The sequence below is a fragment of the Vibrio sp. 10N.222.52.B7 genome (assembly GCF_041474275.1).
Taxonomy (GTDB): domain Bacteria; phylum Pseudomonadota; class Gammaproteobacteria; order Enterobacterales; family Vibrionaceae; genus Vibrio; species Vibrio crassostreae_C.
In genome coordinates, this window is sequence record NZ_JBFRTU010000019.1 from 19,160 (window position 1) to 43,390 (window position 24,231).

General features: G+C 45.0%; 16 protein-coding genes. 3 read left to right on the forward strand and 13 right to left on the reverse strand.

Translation table 11 applies throughout. The features are described 5' to 3' along the window. Window positions 1-36 precede the first annotated feature (36 nt). Window positions 37-1,344 carry an LssY C-terminal domain-containing protein gene (locus AB4512_RS07325; RefSeq protein WP_372132156.1) on the reverse strand — a complete coding sequence of 436 codons (1,308 nt, stop codon included), beginning with the start codon at window positions 1,342-1,344 and terminating at the stop codon, window positions 37-39. A 14-nt stretch (window positions 1,345-1,358) separates the two neighbouring features. After that, the gene (locus AB4512_RS07330) at window positions 1,359-2,087 is read right to left on the reverse strand and encodes a glycosyltransferase family 2 protein (protein WP_372132153.1); all 729 of its coding nucleotides are present in this window, start codon (window positions 2,085-2,087) and stop codon (window positions 1,359-1,361) included. Window positions 2,088-2,454: 367 nt separating this feature from the next. Here AB4512_RS07330 and rplY point away from each other — a divergent pair, with 367 nt between their 5' ends. Continuing rightward, window positions 2,455-2,733 (forward strand): 50S ribosomal protein L25, encoded by a 279-nt coding sequence (gene rplY / locus AB4512_RS07335; protein ID WP_017060373.1) that lies wholly within the window; start codon window positions 2,455-2,457, stop codon window positions 2,731-2,733. A gap of 168 nt (window positions 2,734-2,901) precedes the next feature. Here the strand turns inward: rplY and AB4512_RS07340 are convergent, their stop codons facing one another. The 8 genes from AB4512_RS07340 to AB4512_RS07375 all read right to left on the reverse strand — a co-directional run bounded on the left by AB4512_RS07340 (window position 2,902) and on the right by AB4512_RS07375 (window position 7,672). Continuing rightward, complete coding sequence (locus AB4512_RS07340; protein WP_372174693.1) at window positions 2,902-3,294, reverse strand: NUDIX hydrolase; 393 nt, start codon at window positions 3,292-3,294, stop codon at window positions 2,902-2,904. A gap of 61 nt (window positions 3,295-3,355) precedes the next feature. After that, window positions 3,356-4,117 (reverse strand): nucleotidyltransferase domain-containing protein, encoded by a 762-nt coding sequence (locus tag AB4512_RS07345; protein WP_372174695.1) that lies wholly within the window; start codon window positions 4,115-4,117, stop codon window positions 3,356-3,358. Between the two features lie 14 nt (window positions 4,118-4,131). Next, window positions 4,132-4,668, reverse strand: a complete 537-nt coding sequence (locus AB4512_RS07350; protein ID WP_102320615.1) for a GNAT family N-acetyltransferase — start codon at window positions 4,666-4,668, stop codon at window positions 4,132-4,134. Window positions 4,669-4,718: 50 nt separating this feature from the next. Beyond that, a complete protein-coding gene (locus AB4512_RS07355) occupies window positions 4,719-5,114 on the reverse strand; it encodes a DUF3465 domain-containing protein (protein ID WP_017067223.1) in 396 nt (131 codons plus the stop codon). Between the two features lie 58 nt (window positions 5,115-5,172). Then, complete coding sequence (locus tag AB4512_RS07360; protein ID WP_017065384.1) at window positions 5,173-5,424, reverse strand: TIGR03643 family protein; 252 nt, start codon at window positions 5,422-5,424, stop codon at window positions 5,173-5,175. A gap of 123 nt (window positions 5,425-5,547) precedes the next feature. After that, window positions 5,548-6,069, reverse strand: coding sequence for a GNAT family N-acetyltransferase (locus tag AB4512_RS07365; protein ID WP_017065383.1), 522 nt, complete (start codon window positions 6,067-6,069; stop codon window positions 5,548-5,550). 146 nt (window positions 6,070-6,215) lie between these two features. Then, entirely contained in the window at window positions 6,216-7,028 is an 813-nt protein-coding gene (locus AB4512_RS07370) for a hypothetical protein (RefSeq protein ID WP_017065382.1), read from the reverse strand. 218 nt (window positions 7,029-7,246) lie between these two features. Then, window positions 7,247-7,672, reverse strand: a complete 426-nt coding sequence (locus tag AB4512_RS07375) for a hypothetical protein (RefSeq protein ID WP_017065381.1) — start codon at window positions 7,670-7,672, stop codon at window positions 7,247-7,249. A gap of 528 nt (window positions 7,673-8,200) precedes the next feature. Between AB4512_RS07375 and AB4512_RS07380 the strand changes: the two genes are divergently transcribed. Both AB4512_RS07380 and AB4512_RS07385 read left to right on the forward strand, forming a co-directional pair. Next, window positions 8,201-8,392 (forward strand): hypothetical protein, encoded by a 192-nt coding sequence (locus tag AB4512_RS07380; protein WP_017065380.1) that lies wholly within the window; start codon window positions 8,201-8,203, stop codon window positions 8,390-8,392. Window positions 8,393-8,598: 206 nt separating this feature from the next. After that, window positions 8,599-9,018 carry a BLUF domain-containing protein gene (locus tag AB4512_RS07385; RefSeq protein ID WP_017067227.1) on the forward strand — a complete coding sequence of 140 codons (420 nt, stop codon included), beginning with the start codon at window positions 8,599-8,601 and terminating at the stop codon, window positions 9,016-9,018. Between the two features lie 106 nt (window positions 9,019-9,124). Here the strand turns inward: AB4512_RS07385 and AB4512_RS07390 are convergent, their stop codons facing one another. The 3 genes from AB4512_RS07390 to AB4512_RS07400 form a co-directional block, all read right to left on the reverse strand. After that, the gene (locus AB4512_RS07390; RefSeq protein ID WP_372125361.1) at window positions 9,125-10,075 is read right to left on the reverse strand and encodes an OmpA family protein; all 951 of its coding nucleotides are present in this window, start codon (window positions 10,073-10,075) and stop codon (window positions 9,125-9,127) included. Window positions 10,076-10,137: 62 nt separating this feature from the next. Beyond that, window positions 10,138-13,653, reverse strand: a complete 3,516-nt coding sequence (locus AB4512_RS07395; protein ID WP_372174697.1) for a hypothetical protein — start codon at window positions 13,651-13,653, stop codon at window positions 10,138-10,140. A gap of 27 nt (window positions 13,654-13,680) precedes the next feature. After that, entirely contained in the window at window positions 13,681-24,075 is a 10,395-nt protein-coding gene (locus AB4512_RS07400) for a hypothetical protein (RefSeq protein WP_372174714.1), read from the reverse strand. Window positions 24,076-24,231 lie beyond the last annotated feature (156 nt).

Genomic DNA, 24,231 nt, shown 5'->3' on the forward strand with positions numbered 1-24,231 from the left:
TGCTAGGGCTTAATTCTATCGACCTTATATACAACTCTATATATCGTTCACAGCAACATCCAAAGTTTGTGAATTATCACTAAGGGTCGTTGCTCCAATCGTTAATACCCGGCCATCAGTGTAATAGTCATGATCGTCATTGATCACTTCCACCGTTGCTAATGGGTACTTGTCTAACTCGATGTCTGGTAGTAACGTTCGTATCTGATTAGCAAGCCGATCTCGCTCTTCATCAACATTAGGCTCAATGTTATGAAGCACGGTCACAATGCCTGAGTAAGGCGTGACTTTAAGGCCATCATCATAGCTAATTGCGCCTAACCACTGAGGCTGGTTAGTTTTAATATCAACACCTGCACGCCACCAACGAATATGGCTGCGCTTCATCAGGTTACCCGGCAATTGAAAAGCCATATCTTGCGGCTTGTCTCGCCAATATAAATCAGACACTGGCGGCGTTTTTTCTCTAAGCAATGCGAGATAACCAACCCATTCAATCTCATTTCGAGAGAAGGTTTGATTCTCTATCCAGCCTAATTGCTTCATTAAGTCTCTTGGGGTTGCTCCAACATAAATTACGTTGATCGCTTGCGCCGAGTAGAACGAAGATTTACCGGGGAACGCTTTATAGGTAACCGAGTTCCAGTCGACTTTGTTTATTTGAGCCGTCTCTGGTTGATTCTGAAAGTCATCCGCTTTCCAGAAAAAGTGAGCGTAGTTCGCAAACAATACCCACGCCAACAACAGCGCACTAGACTTAAGTACTAAGCATCGCCACTTCATTCGGTAACCGATAATGGTGAAGACTAATACCGCGAACACACCAACGATCAAGCTATTATGCTCCGAGATAAATATCTTAAGGCTATTAAGCCACGGGAAGTTTTCAACGCCGTGCGCCAGTAACATGCCCCAAGCAATGAACTGCCCTCCACCAAGGGCCAAACCGATAAACGCCAACACACTAAAATTACGCCACGGTACACGATGCGAGCCAGCTATAAATGGCACAACCCAAGCGATAGGCCCTAATAAACGAGCAAAAAGAATGATGTATGTGCCTTTGCGAGCAACCAGATAGCGGCAGCGCGCAATTAATCTTTTGGTTTTAGGGCGAAACTTAATGAGCCTTCGTTGTACCTTAACACCGTATTTATAACCAATGAAATAACTGAGTTGATCACCAAGCAAACCACCTAGCATCACCAAAACCAACGCCATCCATGCACCTGAATACAGTTGAAAGCCCGCTGCGATAAAGAACGGCTCTCCCGGTACAAATAGGTTTGGGCCAATGAGAGCATCACCCAATGCTCCCAGAAACAGCCCTAGTCCATCAAACATAACAACCTCAATGCTTACTGTTCTTTGTAATGACCGAACTTGTAGTTCATCTCGTTGTTACGCATTTCGCCTTTAAAGAAGCGTCTTACATTGGCTTTAAGATAAGTAGAGCCTGTCTTCACAACGCCATCTTGATCTAATCGACGTGGGTCAAAGCCAAAGGTCATATTTAGGAATCTAAATCGCCATGTTTTGCTCGCACGTTTTACATAATCACAGTCCTCACAAAGGACGATCTCTTCATCAAAACCGCCGATCTCATCATGCGCCCGTTTAGTCGAGAAAATACATGCGCCAATCGCCGTCGGGAAAAAGAACTGAGTAGTAAACAAGCCTGCGTTAAATAGCTCGTAACCAAACTTGTGTACAAGCGGCAAACCTTTCGAGCTCATGTACACACCCGCCACTTCAAGCTTCTTCTCTTCTAGTTCATAAAGCGCTTTCGCAAGGAAGTTTCGAGGCAAGCTCACGTCAGCATCTAAGAAAAGGATTCGGTTGTATTGCGCCAAAGCAGCCCCGGTGTTTCGACCAAGGCTAACACCGCGTTCTTGCATATGGTGGACTGTCAGTTTTGGCAATGCACTTTCATAGGCTTGTGCGACTTCTCGGGTGTTATCTTCACTGTTCGAGTCGACAACAATCACTTCAAACTCTTGGTGGGTTTGCACGCTCAACTCTTCCATTAAGCGGCTAATGCGTTTCTCTTCGTTTAGCGTAATTACGACAATGCTTACCGGTTCCATATTTTCACCTATTCATTCTGCTGTTTAATTGACACTAAGATTAACGAACTAAGACTTAACCAAGTCTTAGGCAAACATTCATTTTCCGTTCATTAACTTGATGATTTAGCAGTGATATAAATAGATAAGGATTGCGATGTAAAAGGGAGTAAAATGCGCTAAACAAGCGTTAGCGAACGTTTTATCTCCAAACGAACCCATTATCGAAGGAAATTCACTTTGAGATGTGCTTCTGACTTGCTCATATTGGAATGTGATGTTAGTATCCGCGCTCGCTTAAGCATGAACTTTTGTGTTTAAGCATTACCACACACTCAAGGTCGCATTGAGGTGTGAAGTTAATTTTTACTAATTTGAGAGTAAAACTATGAAATTTGAAGCAGTAGTACGTACTGAACTAGGTAAAGGTGCGAGCCGCCGCCTACGTCACGCTGGTAAATTCCCAGCTGTAATCTACGGTGGCGAAGCTGAAGCTGTAGCTATCGAACTTGTTCACGCTGACGTGATCAACCAAATGGACAAGCCTGAATTCTACGAAGCAATCACTCTACTGATTGACGGCGCAGAAGTTAAGGTTAAGCCACAAGACGTTCAACGTCACGCGTTCAAGCCAAAAGTTGAGCACATGGACTTCATCCGCATCTAATTCCCTACCAAGGAATAAGATTGGATTAATCCAGCCTTCTGCATAGAAAAGATAATCGATCTTACCAGTCGAGAAATCTAGAAATTCGAAACCCCGATGCTACCAACATCGGGGTTTCACCGTTTTTGAGCCCTCAAAAAACGTCCAAAACATCTTATCGAATCCAAACTAAAGATACCTACCCACGCGCTCTACTTCTTTCAAAGCAATACCATCGGCTGCTATACCAACAGGAGCTGAACCTAGTGAATACCACTTAACATCATCAGTCTCTTGAGCGGTGATATCTCCTTTCCAGTCACTCACGATAAAATAATGAATCAACTGAAGTTCCTTCGTAGGATGGTAAAGCGAACACAAGTATTGGTAATCAATCGGAACAACATTAAGCTCTTCATCAAGTTCACGAAACAGCGCCTGAACCTGGTTTTCACCGTGTTCAATATGGCCGCCAGGTATAGTGATTAAACCGGGATCGGTCTCCCTAGACTCACTACGCTTTTCTAGTAATACCTGCGATTCCTTCAGCATGACAAAAGAAACACACTCGTGGACATCCATCTAATTTTCCTAAAGCCGTTACAAAGGTAGTTAAGTTTGTTGTTCTAGCTTGTGTTAATGCTTAATTTACAACAAGCTTTTTACTCAGCCTTTCATACAATTCAAAAGCTTCTGTTTTAGATATCAAATTTCCGAGAGCGTATTGATGAGCTAGCTCAATATCGTCGCTTTGATTGGAGTAATAGCGCTTGGCGACTGAAGCGCACTGGCTCAGATTGGTGTACCAACTGCCGTCTTGCTCAGCCACAAAATAATACGCCGCTCGCACTAACTTTTTACCAATTACCTTAACGATATCCGCATCAGTCATTGTTTTGAAACTCGAGGGCATTTGCTCAAGAAAAGTAGACAAGTCACCATTGAGAGCTTGAGCGATTTCAATGCTTGGTTTGTATAGTGGGAACTCATTAGATAAATCATTCCCCCAAACACAACAGCAGCAATGCTTGATCCAAAAGTGCCAGTGATACTTTTCCGTGGGTTGCAGAACATCCCGCAGGAAGCCAGGATCGATATCAAGCTTGGTCACTTGCGGATAGGTTTGGGGTATGGTGCCGGAAAGTAGGTTAAATACTTCCTTTTCTCTCTGACCAACAGGCGTAGCGAGTACGATAGAAACATCCAAATCAGAGCGACCAACAATGGCCGTTCCTCTAGGCACGCTTCCATACAAGTAGATACCATCAACTTGACTTGGAAGTTCTCTTAGCAACGAATCAACGACTGCTGACACCACTTCTTGAAATTCAGGCGCAATGTTCTTTGGCGAATAAAGATTTTGAATGAACCCTTCTCGATCGAGCCCTCTATCTAGCTTCTGCATACCACTTTCCATCACTAAGCCTTTTTCCAATCAGAACGTAGAACCGCCAACACAACTGTATCCCACCATTGACCTTTGAAGAATCGATGATCTTTAAAACACGCTTCTTGTTTCATTCCTAGTGACTTACATAATTTAATCGCAGCCAAGTTCTTGCTGATGGTTTCAGCGTAGATACGGTGTATGCCTAACTCTGAGAAACCAAAATCAGCGAGGGCTTCAGAAGCTTCTATAGAAAGCCCTTTTCCCTGAATTTCCCTTGAGAAAGCACAGCCCATTGAAGCTTGTTTATCGCGTTCAAGACGTAAACAAACGGTTCCAATAAACTTCCCCGAATCTTTGCTTTCAACCGCTAGCTGATAGGACTGGCGTGGTACTTCCAAAGCCTGTGCAACAAACAACTGGGTTAGCTCTCGATATTTGTTAGGTTCACAATCACTTTCATCATAGAAACGCTGATACTTAGCGTCTTGAGACATCGCAACAAAGGCACACTCGTCTTCGAGACTCATATCTCGAAGAATCAACCTGTCAGTTTCCAGCTTAAACATCAAAATTCCTTTTTATCTTATAGCCTTGAAAGGAAAAGTCTCGGAGGTGTTTACTCGTATACTTTCCCGTTATGCTTCAACCAACCATGAGTGTGATGATTACGAGGGTCTTTGTGCGTCCAGTGCATTACGCCACCTTTCTTGTTCCATTCATATTCACCATAAAATTCAACTCGATCGCCCTTTGCCAGTCCCTGAACACGAGGCGCTAAGTCAATATTATGTGCGACTAACAAGGTTTGTCCGCTATCGAGTCGCAAAATGAATTTCTGATGTCGAGAGCCTTTATTATCATCAGGAAGTACTCGATACACCGTACCCGATCCGCGCACCTGAACGTCGCTTTGGTGATTTTCGTAAGCTTGCTTAAGTCGCGTATCATTCGCTTGAACATGACTGATGCCGAAGCTAAGCAGCACCAAAAGTAGAGCGCAAAATTGTTTCATTCCTTTCATTTCCCATATCTGTGTGTTGATTTGGGATACTGGCTGGGCATCCCCTCTTTTAACGATGCTTGTACTGAGTCGGACAATAACCTCTCGAAACGTCCGAACTGCGTAGTTTTACATGCTTGGTCGAGCGCCCAGAAACACGTGAACGCCACAGCTTAAAACTGCCAAGCTTGAGATGGCTACGCATAAAACGAATCACTTCCGATTCATTTAAACCAAATTGCAGTTCTATTGCTTCAAACGGCGTTCTGTCTTCCCACGCCATTTCGATAATTCTTGATTCATTCTCTTTAGATAGCATCATGCATACTCTTCCTTAATAAACTGGAAGAAATACGCCCGTCTTAGATTTAAAGATCACAAGTGACTACTTTGAACTCCACGACTTATAAAGTTCAGTAAAACAACAAGCTAACTCAAATTATGGCTATTTGCTTTCCAGCCACTCAGAACGCAATAGACCATACTTAATCGAGTCATAATACTCGCCTTGGTAATAACGCACTTTTCTTAGCCTAGCTTCTTGCTGGAAGCCTAATTTAAGAGCTAGTGACATCATCCGCGGATTACCCGACCAAGTGGTTAAACCGACACGCTCTATCTGCTTGTTTTCGAATAGGTAAGATACCCAAAGAGGAAGAGCTAACGCAGCAATACCCTTCCCCCAATAGTCGGAGTTATAAATGACTACTCCGACTTCAAGCCAACGTGTCTCTTCACACTCCCAATAACAACTGACGGTTCCTACAGGCACATCGTCTACAACCACCAACTGTAAGTCGGATCCATTGAGTAACCGTTGAAACGAACGGCTTTCAAACTCTTCTAGTGATGGCGGTGAGTATGGAAAATAAGGGCCGTTAAACTTCGTCCACTCATCGTTTGAGATAACCAAGGAATAAATGGCTGCCAATTCGCTTGGCATGGCGGGCCTAATACTTACCTGCATTTTCTCTCCTTGGTTTGGTGCTTAGGTATGGTTCTTGGTCTAAGTTCTAGAGGGATTAGTCGCGACCACAGCAGTCATTAATCTCATAATAACCATTAATAATAAAGTAACTAAATCGGATGACTACCAATCTAGCAGCTAGGCAATCATGGGGTTAAATAAGCTTGTGCGAACTCTCTAAGCACTCTCGCATTATTGTGGTATTTGCTATCCCCGCACTTTGTGCCATCTACTCTGATGTCCGGGCTGGAATATGCAGGTATAACATCTCGCTCATAAGACATCACTGTGCCTCTGTCAGCACAAATTGTACCGAATGAATATTGAGGAGCTCTTGGATACGTTCCAGAAATGTAACTTTCTATACTATCAAAATCTTTCAATAACGTTTTATAGTCATGATTAGCACCACTTAAATGGCCAATTTCATGCTCCATTAAGTAATCAGGGCAGTTTATCGCTAAAGAAAAAAAGTAGGATACCGAAGAAGACATACCACAATAATCAGACTCAAAGCTAAAATTATAATTAGAAAATACTATCCCAGTAAAAATGGGGACGCCGTCTTCTGTTGTTTCTGGAATCGGTTCTTCCATCGAGAGTTTTAATAACCTCTCTGCTGCGCCCAAATCTTGAAACCAAAGGCTGTCGATTTCAGACGTATAAGTCACCTTAGTGACTTTTCTCGTCATAGGGACGCAGGAGTTTTTTAACACCAGATTCGAATAGCTTTCCCATGTCGCTATTTTAGAGGCTATAAATGCTTTGGAATATTCATCTAACACCGATTCATCAACATAAAGGTGGATTTCTGTATTCAAAACCTCGCTCTGTACACAAGTAGGAAACTCGATGCTTTGAGCATTGGAGAGTCGACTATTGCTCAACACTATAATCAAAACACAACCAACTAACTGGATGAGCCTTTTAAAAGAACTCTCACTGACTCGTGTATTCATTTCCACCCTCTCCCTATATTCAAAACCACAAAGAGCATCAAAAACGCCGTGACTTAAGATTCATATCAACCCCCATTACACATATAAGCATTGGCCTCTCAAAGTAACCTGCACTACCTGTGTTTTTCAGAAAATAAAAAGCTCGCCATACAATGACGAGCCTTGTTGATTATGGGAGCTTAACGCTTATAAGACCTTAACCTTAACAGATCTAGCCACTAAGACAGCTGATCGCGTAAAGCCAATTCAACGTTTTTCAATACTTTGAACTCTTCTCGAGTACAACCGCGCGCCACGGAAACCCAATGGTCGCCAGTTTCATCGGCCCCTTTAAACTCTGCACGCAACTCATATCGTCGCCATGTAACAAACGCCAAAATAAAGGTCAGTGCAAGCATTGGTAAACCGAACTGAGGAACAAATGCCCAAGTCGCCGCCGAGAGGACTAAAGCCAACGAAACGATATTGATTGCGTTTTCTTTAAGACCCAATTGACGAATTTCTAACTGTTTGATTTTACGTAAGCTATACACATCTTTTTTAACTCGGAGTTCATCAGAACCCACCAGAAAGTCTGATGCTTTGTATGACCTACGAAGTCGCACTAAATTCGCTAACCTGTTGCGTGTTTGGTTCTTATTCATCGCCTTTCTCCATGTTATTTAAAGGTTAGTAAAAACTAATATAATCATGAAGTTAATGAACGAATGCTTGTTTTATAAATCAAACCAATATTAAAATCAAGCCTATGCAATTAATAACAATTATAACAACGCCACTTAGCATATAAAATTCAAATAAAAAGAAGGCTTATTGAGGAGTCTACTCATCGTAAATCGATGTACTTTAGTTAAGTGAGATATAGGCCGATAATATTTCCAATAACCGACCAAACATACCAAACGGCGGGCATAATTCCTCCTGCTTTGTAACCACTTATTTCAACGCGATTTTTGCGACAAACTTCGTGTTCAAGGAATGCTGAACAGTGGTCACATAACGCTCCACTTGTCATAGGTCGCATAACTCCCTTGCCCACTATCCATCCGGCTTTTAAATACCTGAATCACTCAATTGAACATATCAATATAGCTTATCGATTAAGCAATTGATCTCATAATGTAGAGTCTGTACGCTTACACTATGCACACGGTTACCTAATGAAGATCACGATGAACGAACTACTGACATGCGGTATGGAACAGAAACAACGAACAACGGTGACGAGTTTATTCGCAAGAAATGGATTTAAGATCGCAACGACTGACTTTGATGATGTGACTTTCGAACGTGAAAATGTGTTGGTCAACGTTCGATTTGATTCCTCTTCTAACGTTGAATCGATTTCAACTCTAAACAACTAACGAGCTCACAAGCAGGTCGCTAAAATAATTGAATGGCCAACATTCGAGTCATTTTAGCGTATCTTGCAACCTGCCCTTTTCTACTTCATCCCCACCCTCTTCTCTTCCAAAAGCCACCGAGTGACAATTAAATCAATAACTCGCAATTCCATGATCTTGGCTTATATTTATTAATATCCTTTGAAAAAAAATTCGAAATGATGCCTATGTTCCTAACTCGGTTAATTTATGTCAGTACGCTCTGTGAAAGTTGCGATTCTCAGGCTTTGAACGACATTCTTCAGATTTCACACGACCGCAATAAGCAAAGCCATTTAACAGGCCTTCTAAGCCACAATGATAAGTATTTCCTGCAATGTATTGAAGGTTCGAGAACCGCAGTGAACCATACTTACAATCATATCTTGAATGACACGCGACACAAAAACGTCATGATTTTATATTTCAAAGAGATCGATTGTAGGCAGTTTGGTGATTGGTCTATGGGTGATATTCCACAATCTAGCCTAACTGAACTGGTTAATTTACAGTTTTCAACATCAGACCAGTTCAACCCGTATGAGATGTCAGGAGAAAGTGCCTACCGAATGCTTCTGGAATTGAAACAGAATTTGCCATCAGAATAGCTCTTCGACCCAACTTAATCCGTAGAGCAAGCAACAAAAAGCCCCAACGTATGGGGCTTTTTGCGTTTTATTGTAAAGGCAACTATTCGTTATTCTTCGGTGAACTCTAATCGCTCTCGCTGCTCACCGCTTCTTGTTCACTGCCAGCAAGAGCTTGCTGTTCGGCGGTAATATCAGATTCTTTGAACACAATGAACGCGCGGCGGTTTAATGCATCGGCTTTTTCAGAGCGTTCATTAATCGCAGGCTGCAACTTACCAAATGACTTCACTTCCCAGATAAACTGCTTAGGATCGAGTTTGGTTTTGAGGTATTCAACCACCGTTTCTGCGCGGCGCTCTGCCAGCTTTTCATTGTAAGAAAGTGAACCCGATTGGTCGGTGTGCCCTGCCACCATTATGCTGCCTTGCAGGCCGCTCAACTTCGTTGTGAAGTCATCTAACTGAGTTAGATCTTCTTGCTTGAGTACTGACTTATCGAAATCGAAGTGTGGCGTCATTGCCATATAAACTTTACGTTCTGGTTTTGGTGGCTCACAGAAAGGCATCTCTTCGTACTTCTGAGCTTCTTCAAACACAATAAATGCACGGCGGTTCTCCGCTCGGTCTTTATCTGTCTTACCAAACAGAAGAGGTTGAGTCTCACCAAGGTGTTTCACTTCCCAGTCATATTGCGTTGGGTCTAGTTGCCCTTTCAAATAATCTGCGACCGATTTAGCACGGCGCTGTGAAAGACGTTCGTTGTATTCCAGAGAACCTTTGTAATCAGTATGGCCGACAATCGTGATACGCCCTTTGAGGCCTCTGATCTCTTTAACAAAGGTATCCAAGTTGATCTTATCGAGGTCGCGTAATTGATATTTATCAAACGCAAAATGCTCTGCGATGGCGATGTGCACCTCACGCTCTGGCGCCAAACACTCGCTGATTAAAAACTTAGACACGTCTATGCCAGCAAACTTGTCTCGGTTCTCCTGACTCACGTACGTGTCGGTTGCACAGCCGGACAGCAGCAAGGTACTCATCACTGCGCTTATTAGGAAAATAATTGTTTTCATCTTACTCTTAACTGTCACTTCGAATTCTCAACTCTTAACTTTCAAGCCACTTTTGGGCTGGCTTAGATCTTGCCGACTAAGTTAATGAACACACCGGATGCGTCGTAGTCATCATCATTGGTTAAGTCACTATCAAACGCAGAGAAGTTATAACCAATCCCCATTTTGAAGTTCTCGCCAATGTGCTTGTTCACCGAAACTAATGCACCGTGTTCTAGCTCATCGTTGAGAGTGTCTGTTTTCCAGTGGTATTCACCCGTCACATCCCACTCTTTCATCACGCGGTAAGAAGCACTTAATCCGTATAGGTCGATATCGCTTTTAACCAGCTCATTCGAACCAGACGCTCGTTCAAAAGCTTGCTGTTTGTCTTTATGCGCGTATTTAGTGCCAACATCCCAGTGTTGGTCGATCGAATAGATCGCTTCAACTTCAATGATCTGACTGGTTTCGTCTTGATAATCCACATCGCGATCCAGTTGATCGAAATCTGCAATATACGTGTAGCGGCTCAGTAAGTTGAGTCGATCGTTGTAGATCGGACGATACGCGAGGCCGCCAGTGGCTTCAGTAAATTGCGCCATGGTTTCGCCCGTAGTCTCGCTTTCGGTAATGGAGTAGTTGTACTTGCCGAACAATGTGTACTCTTCCGTTAAGTGATGCGTATAACGGTTGGTCGTCACGATTTGTTGAAGTTCTCGTTGAGCGATGTCAGGGTCGTCTTCACTCTTATCCACTCGATACTCAAATTTGTGGCTTAGGGTGATGTCATCTAGGTCAATTGAAGCATTGAAGCTGATGGACTCACGCTCTGTGGTGATGCTCTGGTCATCTTCAATTTCCCCAAGCTGATAACCGATCCCCATCTCGACATCTTCCGTCACATCGTAGCCAAAGCCGTACGAGTCGATACGGCCATGACCATCGTTTTCATCAACAAACTGGTTCTCTTGGTAGAAATCGACACTGCTAGTCAGGTCTGCACGCTGACCAACAATCACGTTGTTTTGGCCTTCGTAGTTATCATCTACATAAGTTACGTAGGTTGAGTGGTCATCGGATACATCGTAAGTCACAGTCGCTTCTGCTACTTGGCCTCGGTCGCCATCGGTGTATTCGCCACCAAGAGACAAGTCTTCCAACACTTGGAATTCAGCACCAATCGACGCGCTGTCGTTTTCATCATAGTCATCCGACTGGTCGACGGTCTTTTGCCCTTTGACGTAAACGCTGTTCTCACTGTCCCACATGTATTCCAAACGCACACCCGCTAAGGTGGCATCACTGTGCTCGTCGTTTTGGTTAAGCTCTTCAGTTTGTTGCCCTGCCGCCGAAACCTTAATGTGCTCGGTGATTTTAACTTGAGTCTCAATCTCAATCGTTTCAGTATCTGTTTCTAGATTACCATCGACATCGCGCTCTTCATTGGTCGAGAAGCGAGAGAGAACCGCCAAGCGATCGGTAGCTTGCAAACGAAGTTCAGCACCGTATGCCTCTTGCTCTAAATCATCGCTGCTGCTTGCGTAGCTGTATCCCGCGTCTTTGTCTCGATACCAAAGTTTCAGGTCATTACCAACAGCACCAAAAATGGTTGGAGCAAGATCGTAAAGGCTGGTGACAGCTGTGATTTGGACACTGTCGCCCTCGCGGTCTTCCAATGTGTCGCCAATTGGCGTAAAGGTTAAGCCGCCATCAACAGAGACAAAATTCGACTCAGTTTGAGTACCTTCACTGTGTGCAAACTCAGCCTTAATGTAGGTACCTTCTGTTGCACGCAACGTTAAGTCCGTACCGTAAGACTCGTAGTCTTGGTTGTCCTTTTCTTGAGTTGCATACGTCACGCCAACACCAACGTAATCGTTGATCCAACCTTTAGCACGACCACCGTAAGACATCGCGTCTAATGAATCTGAACCTTGTGGAACATACTCATAATCGACAACCAGAAAGTTTTCGTAATCATCGCCGTTTTCAATCACGCTACCAAAGCTATCGGATAGGATGTTGTCGAGTGGCTTGGTCAAAATAATTCGACCTTGGTATGGGTCAAAATCATAGTCGACACCCGGCTCAAGTGGGATTTCATTCTGCACTAGGCCAGATTCATCTTTTACTTTTACATAAACCTTGTCGCTTCCTGGTACCGCTTCACCATGACGAAGGAAGTACAGAGAGCCGCCTGTGCCCAAGAACTCATCGTGTGCATACAACGAATCTGCTTCTGCGGTAAAACCGACCACGTTCAAGCGATCTTCACCATATTGTGTAGTATCGCGAGTACGATAATCAGCTTTGAAACCATAGAGGCTACGGTTGTAATCGTTGTTCTCGGTGCCTGTTAAACCCGTGTTGTAGTTACCCCACAAGTATTGAGACTTATCGTATTCCACATTGAGGTAAACCTTGCCCTTGGTGTTGACCACTTTTTCGATGTTTGAGCTATCGCCATAGTTGCCGTAATAAAGCTCATCGTCGTCTTCGAGGATATCAAACACATCCGAATCGTCCGAGGCGAAGGGATGTTTGAACATGTCTTTGATTTCACTTTCTCGCGTATCAAAGTGAGTCGTTACACGAAGTTTGTCGCCAAATTTACCCTGACCAAAGTACGCTAAACGACCTTGGTTATAGATGTCATCTTGGTACTGGTCATCGACACTTAATGCATCGCTATTACCAGACACATTGTTCTTACCAACATAAAGATCAGCCAAACCGGTTTGTGCGTAGTACGTATCTGGAATACGAACGTAAAGCTTGTAACGACGTTCATCACCGTTATCAAACACAACCTTGGTAGGGAAAATGTAGGAGTCTGTAGGTAAGTACTGCTCTGCGTATAAGTTGCCGTCTTCGACATCAAATTCATCTTCACCGATGATAACTTTATCAACGCCTTTCAAACCGGTACCAATGAACTTGGCTAAACCCGCATTGGTCGGGATGTTATGACGCATCAACTTAGCTTGGCCGTAGCTTTTATCTTTACTCTCTTCATCGTCGTTATCGTTTCGATCGATCTCGACTTTAGAGTCCGGCTTGACTAAGTCAGTCACACCAACGGTGGTCACATCCATGTTGCCATCTTTGTCCCACGCTTTTAGGCGGAACATCAGCTGCTCACCGACCTCAAACTGATAATCAACATCAATTTGACCATCCCAATTGATGTCAGAGTCGTTCGCCAGTTTGTCGCCTTCAAGCACAGCGATTGGCTCAGACAAGCCAAAGTCACCCACTCGGTACACTTCCAACTGGTACCTTTTGATGTAGTAACCATAGTTAGTCGTGATGGTGAAACCGACACTGTCTCGCAGTGCGCCCTGCTCGACTTCCAACTCATCGCTGACACTGACATCTAATACTGGGTCAAAGCGAGTGATGTCACGGCTTGCCCAAATAGCGCCTTGTTCTAGGTAAATACGCGAACTATCTTGATCTTGGTTCGGCTTAGTGATTTCAATGCCAGTCGTCTCAGAACCGAGTTTTTCAAGCTTACCTGTGTCTTTCGCTACCGCCATCACAGGAATGGCCGTTAACACACACGTCGCTAAACGAGACTTACTAAATACTTTCATACAATTTCCAGATACGGTTCCAATGGCTTACTTCTGTTCACTTTGTTGGTCTTTACGATGAACGCTAAAGTTGAACTTGGTGAGCTTGTTCGGGGTAATTCGCAACACTTTCGGGTTTTCGCTTACTACTTCCATGGAGGTGGAGAGCGAATCAGTGTCCAACTTCACTAGGAAGTTCTTACCTTTCTTATTGAGTACCCATTGGTCGGGCACGTGGTAACGACCGTACTGGTCTGTGTAAATAACGATTCCCTCAACCGTCATCAACTTAACGCCCGGAATACCATCTTCGTAGATACCTTTGTTCTCGATAACGATTTCCCACAGGTAATCCTCGCCATCGCGATATAGGTTTCTGGTTACATTGAGGTTTTCCGCACTCAGTCCCTTTTTCTTGTCCGATTCATGCTTAAACTGAATCTGACCTTGTGCGTCGAACTCGATGCGAGAGCCCGCATCGGTCGTGACGTAGAAATCAAAGCTCTGCTGTGTGCGAGTTTTAAATTGAATAACCACTTTGCTGGTTTCTGGCAGCGTTCGGTTCACTGAATGTCCCCAAAGATCACCAAGATCCAAGCCTTGCTCAAGTGCAGTGGTTATCGCACCATCTTGAATAGCAACGTCTTGACCATCACGAATGATGTGCGTCGAATCAGCGATGTAGCCTTGCGTTGCTAAGTTCGCAGTTAGCTCAACATCAAACGCGGTTGCATCGGCTTGGAATCCATCTTTGTTGTGATCTTCAAAAACTTTACCGATGATCGATGAGGTATCGAACACCTTGTCCGGCTCTACGGTTACTTTGGCGGTGTCTTCATTAGAAACAGCCGTGCCATCAACCTTTGCTACTGCGGTGTTGATGTAATCACCAAACGTTGCTCCTACCGAGACACGCAATAAGTAACGAATACGCAGCTTCTCGCCCGGATCAAAGTTCAACGATGTGAACATTAACTTGCCCGTGTCTGATGGCTCTTGAGAGATAACCTGATCGTCTTCTGTACCAAACTCACCATCAATGCCGCTTAGCACAACTTCTGATGTATCCACGATGTATTTCAGACCACCTGGGTAACGGTCTTCCACCGTCACGTTCTTAAAGTAAGATTCATTGTTGTTCTCAACGATGATCTCGTACTCAACCGCATCGCCAACTTGCGCGGTATCTTGCAGCGCAGACTTGGTCAGCTCCAACTCCCCAGAGTTATCAGGAATCTTCTTGATGTGAGTAGTTACACTGTCGCTGGTTTCAGTACCGTCAGATTCAGTCGCCGTGAAGGTATTGGTAATGTCATCATCCAAGCCCTTACCTAGCGTGCCCACCACTTCAAACGCGTAAGCATTTCGTTTGTTGGATTTCAGGTTAACGGTGGTGTCTAAGTCTTTATTCGACGGGAAAGAATTACGCTGAATAACCGCGCCCGAGTCGTCGACTTCCACACCTTCAATTGTCCAATCGATAAAGACTTTATTACCTGTGCTGTTTTGTAGCTCACTGATCTCATCGGTTAGACGAACATTGGCCGCGTTACCTTGACCATTGTTAGTCACGGCTAAGTAATAAGTGACACTGTCGTCATCTTCGGTGTATTCAGGTTTATCTGAACGTTTTTCAACAACCAGATCAGCACCCACTGGCGGTAAATCCAAAGCCGATACTTGGTCTGCCACTGCCTGCATCGAGGTTTCAGACGCCAACATGCCCTTAGAACGAGCGCGCATCGCTGGGCTGCCAGTTAAGTCGAGGTAGTAACCAAGCACATCGATGTTAGTCAGCATGTCTTCATTGACCGTCAATGTGAACGTGTAATCAATCTTGCCGCCCGGCGCGATGTCGACCAAGGTGAACAGGTCTTTGTCGTCATCAAAGGTGCCAGGTTGAGTTTCAGCCCCTTCTGATGTTGCCGTTAGTGTCCATTCATCAAACGCATTACTAAAATTACCATCAATATGATCACCCATGGATTCAGAGAACTGGGTGTAAAGCGCGACATCTTTGGCTATACCTCGGCCTATGTTTTGCACCACTAAGTGATACTCAACCTGCTCTCCCGGCACGTAATACGGGGCATCGGTAAACAGCTCAGCTTGAACCACAGCCGCAACTGTTTGAACTGGAGGACTGATAACATCGCCGCCATCTACTTGCGCAGTATTAATGATGTGTCCGGTCGCGGTATCGACTACGGTGCCTTTTGAGCGGAACACAACTGTGCCGTGCGGTGCAATATCCACACTGTACTCAATCGGGCTAATTTGCTCCGTCGTCGTTCCTACCGTGGTTGACTCAACAACCAAAGAAGTGGTTCCAGCAACAAAAGCAGGCCCAGTGGTACCATCGTAATAGCCCACCTCTATCGTGCTCATGTCATCAACAACACTTAAGTCACTGATGTAGTTGTTCGAGGTGTTTTCTATGGTGATCAAGAACTCCAGCTCACCACCCGGTTCATACTCTGTTTGGACATTGGTTTTGGTCGCAACAAACTCAGAGTCTTTCGGTGTAATCGTAACGGTAGAGTCTTGTGGGGCACCGTTGTAAGTGATGGTTGCCGTATTGCTGATATCACCAATCGCTGTCGTGCGAATTAACGCCTTAACATGGAAAGTCACAGTGCTCTGTGGCGCAACATCCATACTCACATCGATGTCTTCACTCAAGTCGAACGTCTTGGGAGTGACAACAGAGCGATCATCCGAGGCGTCAAAGCTCACTTCCCATAGTAGGAATGCCGACTCTTGTTTATCCGCGGTCGTGTCGACTTGAATGTCACTGATGATGTCTTGAAGTTGAACACCAGATGCAAACGCATCAGAGCTGTTGGTTACGGTGATGTCGTAGTTAATCAGCTTGGTTACTTCATACGATGGCGTATCAACCGTCTTCTTGACCGAAACCGTCGCCAACACTGGTGTACTGGTAGCACTGTCATCAAATGTTGTGCCGTCAAAGGTCGCTGATGCGATGTTAGTAATATCGCCTGTCGCCAACGGATTAGTCGCAACTTGAATAGTGAAAACAATACTGTCTTGAGGCGCAATATCGAGCGTCTCATGAAGGTCTTCACCACGGGTTGCATCCGGTACTGGGGTTTCACCGGTTGTCGATACCGCCGATATTTGGATTGAAGCAGGGTCAAAAGCTTGTTCAGTCGTACCACCTGCAATCGTGGTTTCAACCGACTTCAGCGCATCTTCAATAGCAACATCTTCAGCCCAACCTAAGCCGTTATTCTTAACGGTCACGGTGTACTGAAGTGTTTCTCCCGGAAGGTACTCTGCTTTATCGACATCTTTAGTGATCTCAACTTGCGCATCTTCTGGAATGTAGGTCGCGTCTGCAGAGTGCTCACCGTCGTCGCTATCAACTTTAACGACGTTAGTGATCTCGCCTTTGGCCTTATTATTAACAGTGTTGGTCACGACAAATGAATAACTGTCACCCGGGTGAATGCTGTAAGTCGCACTATAACCCTGTGCGTTATTAACCACATCTTTGCGAGCGTTCAGGGCTGGATCGCCACTGCCATCAAGCTGTTCGTCGCTAATGATCCAATTACCTGTCAACGCTTGCTCTTGATCTGGGCTGTTAGCCACCTCTGTCATGATGGTATCGATGCGATCCGTCAGGACTTGATCGACAAGGTAACCTTCACCTGTGTTAGCCACGGTGATCTTGTATGAGATAGGTTGACCCGGTTGATACTTAGCATCAGGTTCTGCAATTGGCGTCGTTTCTTTGGTTAGAACCAATTGACCCGACTTCGGAGTGATAAAGCCTTCTCGTAAGCGAGCGATCTTCGAATCGTCCAAACCATGTCGCAGATAAGCCGTATTGGTAAAGCGCCCAATCGCGTCATCTCGTACCTTGCCTTGGACGTGAATACGGACAACTGTGTACTTATCGCCGCCACCCGTACCGGCATCGTCACGCCCTGCCATCTTGATCGATTCGACAGGTAAATCGATGTCTGGACTGTTTTGAGCAACTAGCTTATCTAGCTCTGAAAAATCATTAGCGTCAGGGTCTGACGGCGCCGAGTTATAAAGCACATCGTAATCAACCGTCCATTCTGTCAATGCCGTTTTCATTGAGCCATCGACGGTTTCGACTTCAAAGCCGCTGATGATGTCACGAATCGAAAACAGGCCAGAATCCACATCGTCATTGGTGATGTCGATGTAGTAATTCACTGTTCCACCCGGCACGTACTCAGGCGTATCCGTCCATTTATCAATCAGGATATTCGAGCGGCCCGGATCAAGTACGATGTCGTTGGTGTTATCACCGTTCACTTGCGCCGTGTTGGTAATAGTGCCTGTCGCTGAAGTCGACACGGTGCCTTTCACGTCAAACACAATACGCTCACCAGGACGAAGATCGACAGTTGCATTCAATGGTACGCTACCGTTGTAGTTACCTTGCACGTCATAAGTGCCAACAGGTTCAACCGCAATAGCCGTTGTCCAGCTAGAGAACGCATCATCGCCATCTTCGGTTTTAATGGTGTGAATCGCATCAATAACGCTCACGTCATTTGCGATGCTATCGCCTGTGTTATCTAACGTAACTTGGTACTCAACATCACCACGTGGTGCGTAAGTACAACCGCTGCCATCGTTTGAAGGAACAGAACACCCTGCCGATTCACCATCGGTATACACCAAGGTTTTGAAGTAATCGAGCTCAGCATCTTTAGGTGGTATCACTTGCGATGTTGCAGAGTCACTTCCTGCGGTCACTTGGTTCGCATCAATCGTGCCCAAAGCGTCGTCACGAACGATACCGGTTAAGTTAAAGGTCAGCGCTTCTCCCGCGGCAATATCGGTATCAATATCAAGGTTGCCGCTGGTGTTGTAGCTTGGTACATAAGTATCAGCGTTGGCATCAATACCATTGCTGACTTCATGGGTGATATCGCCAGAAACAAAAGCGGATTCCGTTTTACCGCCAATCACTTCGACTTGAATGTCTGTGATTGTGTCTTTGATCTGAATATCATTCGCCCAACCGTTTTCAGTGTTAGTGACCACAAATTCATACTCAACTTCGTCACCCGGCAGATAGGTATCCCCATCATTGAACGGGTTGCCGTTAATCGACACCACGCGTTTTTCAACACTGATATTATTTCCTAGTGGCATTAGAGTCGCAGTACGAACCTTACCGTCATAATTCGCTTTGTTTTGAATATCGCCCAACGCATCCTCACGAATCTCAGCATGGATGGTGAACGTTAGGCTTTCTTGAGGCGCGATAACAATGTCGTTATCAATATTGACGTTATTACCAGAAACGAAGTCAACCGCGTCTGTAATCGAACCTACCGCTGCCGTTTTTTCTAGCTGCACTTCCCAACCAGATAAAAATGGCTGGCCGACAGGGTCAGTGCCAGACGTCGAGGCATCTTCTGCAATGCGAGTCTGAATTGCAGAAATAGTATCTTCAAGGCGAGAACCATACTCAATACCATTACCCGTGTTCTTAATTTGAACTCGGTAGTAAACCTCACTTTCACCAGCGACTTGAGAATACTCAGTCTTTGCCGAGGAGAGGCCTGCGTCATAAAATGCTTTCTTAGAGAACGAAATTTCAGGCTCAGCCATCTTTGCAGGTGGAGATACGGCAATTAGTTCATTTCCGTCATCTTCATCGATGTACGCTCGGTTAGTGAAAGAACCTACTGCTTTCGGACTGATCTTGGCTTTTATGACATAGCGGACAAACGCTGACGATGCAGCTCGGCCAAAGTTGTCTGCCGAGATATCGAAGTGAGTATCAATCGGCTTATTGTCTTGGATTGAGTTATCAACATCTGGGTTGGAAATACCTGAGCTATCAGTGAATGTTTCAATCGTCCAGCTATCAAAGGCAGGGCCACGCGTTCCATCAAAGTATTGAGTGTTAATTTGGTCGATGTCATCACGCAAGCTCATATCATCAACGTGGGCGCTCGCAATGTTCTCAATTAAAATTTCATACTCAACATAACCACCTGGCATGTAGTTAGTTGCGCCAACCAGTTCGTTTTCATCCGTGTCGTAATACGCCAGAATGTTCTTTTCAAAATCAACTTTTCGAGCTTCTTGACGAATATCATGAGATATCGTGTCACCATCAACGGTTAGAACGTTAACAACATCACCATTGGCTTTGTCATTGATGGTCGCGACAACTTGGTACTCAAGCTTAGCGCCCATCGGAATATCGGCTTCAACATTTAGGTTACTGTTGGTTGATGTGTAAACATTGCCAGCACCTGCGCCCGCATCCACATACTCAGAATCAGTTCCAGTTGCGATCGATGTGATGGTCCAATCTGAATACGCTGGTCCTGTATTACCATCCACTAAGCTGACCGTAATATCTTCGAGGTTATCGACGATTGGAATATCGTGAGCGTTACCTTTGCCGTCATTCTCAATCACTAAGTGATAGGTCACGGTTTGAGCGGGCTCGTACACCGCTTCATCAGTCGTTTTATCAAAATCTAAATGGTAGTCATCGGGAATCACGACGGTATCTCGATAATGAATATTACCGACCGCATCCGGTCTTACGGTACCTGTTACTGTGTAAGTCACGTCTTCGCCAGCATCGATATCAATCGAGGTTACGATGTCAGTGTCGTTCGCAACATCACCGTCTTTGGTACCATCTGTTGTACCCGCGTTCGCAGGATCGCTCTTAGCAACCGCCACCGTAAACTTGTTTGAACCTACCGAATCATCGAAAAATGGATTACCTGAATTGCCATCTTGTAGCTCCACTGATATGTCATTAATCAGTTCGTTAACGTCTACGTTGTTTCGATAACCATGTCCATCTTGAGAGTTGTACCTAATGGTATAAGTCAACTCATCTCCCGGAGAGTAGCGGTTAATGTTAGTAGTGCGAACAACGCCGCCGTTATTATGTACCTGATGGTTTTCAGCCACGGCACGTTTGGCATACTCACAATCGTCAGTACAACCGGCATTATCATCATGAATCAGCACGGCTTCGTTGCGGATTATGCCGCCGTCTCTGTCCGCTACACCGTTAGATACCGCATTGTCTTTGACATGCGCCTTAATACGCACCGTGACAAAGTCTTTGGCCGGAATTGAAACTGGGAACTCCACATCTTCAGTCGTTTGAGGGCCAAAACCAGAGCCAGTATCAACAGACCAATAGTCAAACGGGTTTTGATTAAGAACATCTTCTACTTCACCATCTTTATCATTCGCTAGCGTAGTAGTGATCTCACTCAGGCGATCCATGAAGATAAGATCAGTCTCATCAGTGTCGCTGTTATTGCCAATAACGATGGTATAGGTGAGATCTTCACCCGGTGTGTAACGGACAACATCGGTCGTTTTAGCTAGTGAAACATTGATGTCATAGGTACTGTGTGAGTTATCTATTTGAGCGGAAGAGCTGTGGTCACGGTCTGTAATAGGATCGTAAACATCAACACGGTTCGATACTTGTTCTTCTTCATAGTCAGACTTAACAATGCCGCTCACCTCATAGTGAACCCACCCTCCGGGAGTGATATCAACGTCGGTATCGATGTCAGTGTCGTTAGCAATGTCACCGTAACGAGAACCCGGTTTATCTGTGTTGGTCGAACCTACAATTGTCCAACTATTAAAGAAGTTAAGCGCTGAAATACTATCTTGTACCGTTGCGTCATTTGCATAGCCAACACCGCGGTTATAGATATAAATATCGAACGTAGCGCGCTCACCTACAACAAAGTCGGTATTTTGAGCGGTCTTAGCGACTACAAGATTCGGCTCGCTAGGATAGGTACGTACCGTATCCGATAGATTAGTATCTGGTCCTGTCACTGTTGCGGTATTGGTGAATGCTCCCCAAAGAATCTCACTGTCGACACTGCGATCGAGTGTCCCAACAATGGTATAAGTAATCGTCGCACCTGGCGGGATCTGAGCGGTGGCATCCAGATCATTGTTATCCGAGAACGATCCAGGGTCAGTCACAGCTTTCACCCACGGAGAGTCTGCCTCTCTTTCTGCACTGATCGTCCACGATGAGAACACGGGCTTGGTTTCACCCGGCTCGTGAAGGAGCTCAGCTTCTATGGTGCTGATTTCATCTTTGACATTGATGTTAGAGGCGAAACCGTTCCCTGCTGGGTTGGTAATGCTGATCGTATAAGTGACAGTATTGGTGGTGTCGGTATACGCGTTTTGTTCGTTATGACCATCAACACGCTTATCCAATACTAAGTAGTAATCTCGTGGGTATGAGCCTCTGTCGGAATAAAGCACGCTGTCGACCGTCACTTCATTACGGATTTCATCATCGGCAATGGGGTTTACGATCGCTGCAATGCTATAAACGATCTTATCGTGTGGGGCCAGCTTAGCCTTCTCGTCCAGGATAAGTTTATTGCTTTGATTACCTTCAATTTGACCAGTAAAGCCGGGATCACTGTTTGTCGAAATTGAGCCGTCAGAGGCATAAGATTTCGCAGTAATAATCCAGCTCAAATACGCTTTAGTCGGTGTATCATTAATAGACTGAGTCATGACAGAGACTAAATCATCATAAACCGGTATATCAATCGCGTAGCCGTCACCGTTATTCTCTACCGTGATGTCGTAGTTCAGGGTGCCGCCAGCTGAGTAGTAACGAGAATCAACTCCCTTTTGGACTTTTAGTTTCGAGTTTGGCATTTGAACGCCAGAGCCCGACTCGCCTAAGTTATCCCCTAAGCACAAGCCGGCATCGGTACCATCATCAACAATCTGACCCACACTGGTGTCTGCCACTTTTGCGGTCAGCTTATAATGAACGTAGCCCTCAGGTGCGAGGTCGACTTTCAAATTGATGTCGTTTGTTGTCCAAGTATTGTAATTAAATGAGCCATAGTTCGATCCGTCACCACTTCTATCGGCGACTTCAAGCTTCCACTCGGAAAATGCTGAAGCGTTAGAGCCATCCGCTTGCTCTGTCACGATACAAGCAAATTTATCGACAACTTCAATATCGTTGGCAAAAAACTCTGTGTCCTTGTTAGAAATAACAATGTCATAGACCACTTCGTTATCACCGGCTATCCCCGGAACATAAGTAGTATCTGTGGTGTTCTTATTACGTGTAATTTGACTTGATGACGTCGTCAGAACGCCTTTCGAATCAAGAATATTAGCCAAAGCATCGCCAGAATCTGCGAGGCCATCAGCATCAACTACTCGGGCAACAACTTGGGGGATTTGACCAATAGACACAGGGCTAACGTCCACCACAACGGAATAAACAATCTGCTCACCGGGATAGATAGACACTTTGTCTTCTAGTGACTTGTTGGACTCCTTTCCAGATGCATTGAGTTCTGAAAGGCTATTAGAACCGATTGAGCTCACTTCATTAGTCCAAAAATCGTAAGGGTTACCAACCGTGTCAGTTGCGTTCTTTTCGTTGCTGACATCGTTACCTAGATCGGTTTCAAGATCTGCAAGAAACTGCTGAACCGAATAATGGTAAGCAATACCGGAGTTTGCTTGGTTGGCAACCGTGACCGTATAGGAAAACTCATCGTCGACTAGGTAGTTATCCGATTGGTTCAAGGTATGTGTCAGGGTGATACTAGGCTCAGTGGGTGGAGTGATAACCTCATCAACTGTAACCAAGTCATCGCGTGTTTCAGCAGTTATGTCGTCATTAACAATGTCGCCGACTAAATTGTCGGCAACAGTTGCTTGAATTTCGTAAGTCACAGACCCGCCAATATCAATCGACGCAGCACTTACTGATAAGTCCCCTGATTCGGCGAAGGTGCCTGGATCGCTTTTGCTGCCTTCAACCTTGCTAACTGAATTAACGTTGTCAGTAAAGGCTTGTTGCAAAGCCCCTTCAATATTGAGTGCCTTTATATCTGAAAGGACATCTTGAACGTCGAGCGCCTGAATAAACGTATCGCCAGTGTTCGAAACCTTAATCTTATAGGTGAGCTTGTTATTGAGTTGATAGTTCGTCTTATCGACCGAAACAACAACATCATGTTGGTACACACCACGCTGAATGGATTCTGTATTTGATTCAACAGCATCCAACAGTCCAGTGCTCGCACTTGCGACGTTATCAATCGTACCGGCTGCGTCACCAGAAACGGTGGCGACCATGGTGTAGGTCACCGACCCACCAGCCGCAATACGCACACCTGATGCATCTAAGTTTCCGAAGCGACTGTAATCACCTGGAGATGAAAGGAAGGAGGATTGCGCTTGAGTCGAGACTTGCGAGAACGCGCTGACATTATTCCCTTGGTCATCTGTCGTTAAGATATTTAACAGCTCATCCTTAACGTCCAACTCAGCAATAGCTTTATCCGACTCATTCGTTAAAACAAGCGTATAAGCCACCTCTTGGTCGTTGTCGTAAGACGCGCTGTCAACAGACAGATCCATAACAAGACCCGTTGTGTCCGCATAGGAGGCAAATGGAATCAATAAAATAGATAAGAAAAAGGCAAGGTTGTATCTGAACATTAACGCGCACTTCACAGTAGATTGACAAGTGTCTAGGCAAAAAGCCATAGATTTGACGTCACTAATTTGGCACTT